Annotated in this window: 2 protein-coding genes; both read right to left on the bottom strand. The window is 60.4% G+C overall.

What is annotated here, in order from left to right:
• On the bottom strand, positions 1-303 hold a 303-nt coding region (locus OXG98_19835; protein ID MCY3774262.1), incomplete at its 3' end, for a thiamine pyrophosphate-dependent enzyme.
• 163 nt (positions 304-466) lie between these two features.
• A partial coding sequence (locus OXG98_19830) for an RQC domain-containing protein (protein ID MCY3774261.1) occupies positions 467-1,455 on the bottom strand: 989 nt, incomplete at its 5' end.

Raw genomic sequence — 1,455 nt, 5'->3', positions numbered from 1 at the left:
AACATAATGCATGGAGCCGCCCCGGCCCTTGGCACAGCCATCCACCTTGCCGAACAGTTCCGCCATGGCCGCATTCATATCCCCAACCCGGGCCAGATAATGGCCGTGGTCCCGATAGGTCGCCACGATATAATCCGTGGGCTCAACCGCCGACATCGCCCCAACCGCCACCGCCTCTTGGCCATTGTACAGGTGCAGAAAGCCACCAATCTTGCCCCGCGAATACGAACGAGCCGCTTCTTCCTCAAAGCGCCGAATGCGAATCATGTCGCGGTAGAGCGAAAGCATAAGGGTCTTATCCATACTGATTCCCTCACGGTCGATTTTCTGTCTCTAAACAATCCTTGCCAGGGTAGGACACTCTGTAGTCCGGTTGCAAGCGGGTTGAGACGAAATATCTGGGTGCTCAATACGGGCGTACATCCCGTGGATAATGGGAGTGCGCGGCTGGTGAGGGAGGCTGAAGTCAGTGCGATTGGCGTATGAACGCTCGCACCAATCGGATCTCCTCATAGGTATAGTCTTTGCCCAGCCTCGCTTTGACCGGAGCCAGGGCGGTGGTGTCGGAACGGTCCAGTGCGTGTTGAATAGTCTCCAGACGATCCGCTGCCGGTAGCAATGGGCCAAGGTCAACGTCCTCGCCGTCGGTAACCAGCTTTTCAATATGGCTTACTACCGTGCGAAGAGAGAGACCGCGTTCCGCTGCGACCTCAGTAATTGATCGGCCCTGCTCAAGCAGCTGTTTCGTTGCGGTATACGTTGAACCTTTCCGACTTGCCTTACTCTCTTGCGGCTCTCTGCTGCGCCGTGTGCCCGGTACAGGACGCTCCGCAAGACCCTGCTCATCGGCGTACGAGCGAATAACCTCTCGAAACGCCTCGCCCCAGCGCTCCAGCTTTGCGGCGCCCACACCCGAAATATGAGACAGGCTCTCGCGGCTCTGGGGCAAATAGGCCGCCATCTGTCTGAGCGTCACGTCGCCGAAGATGACGTACGGCGGCACGTTGCGCTCCTCGGCCAGCCGGCGCCGCAGCGTGCGCAGCTTCTCGAACAGGGCCGCGTCAACCGCGAGGTCACCCTGCTCATCCGCCAGGGGCGGCGCATCCCGTCTGCGCCACGTCTGCGCCGGGTCGGAGTCGGGGGTAGTACGGGGAGCCGGTTCGGCCCGTTTGGCGCGCGTGAGGGTCAGTTGCTCGCGGTTTTTGAGGAATATCCGGCCAGCCTGCGTCAGACTCAGGCCGGCGTATTCGCGGTTGTTCTTACGCAGCAGACCCTTGGCTTGCAGCAAACCGGCCACCTCTTTGATCTCACTGTCCGAGAAGTCGTCGACAATGCCGTACACGCTCAGCCTGTCGTGTCGTAATTCCCGAATGCGTTTCGTCTTCGCGCCGCGCAGTACCTGGCTCAGGTGCGCGATACCGAACCGCTCCCCCGTACGGACGACGGCTGACAGGA

This window comes from Gemmatimonadota bacterium (assembly GCA_026706345.1).
Classification (GTDB): domain Bacteria; phylum JAAXHH01; class JAAXHH01; order JAAXHH01; family JAAXHH01; genus JAAXHH01.
This window is presented reverse-complemented; position numbering and strand designations above follow the sequence as displayed.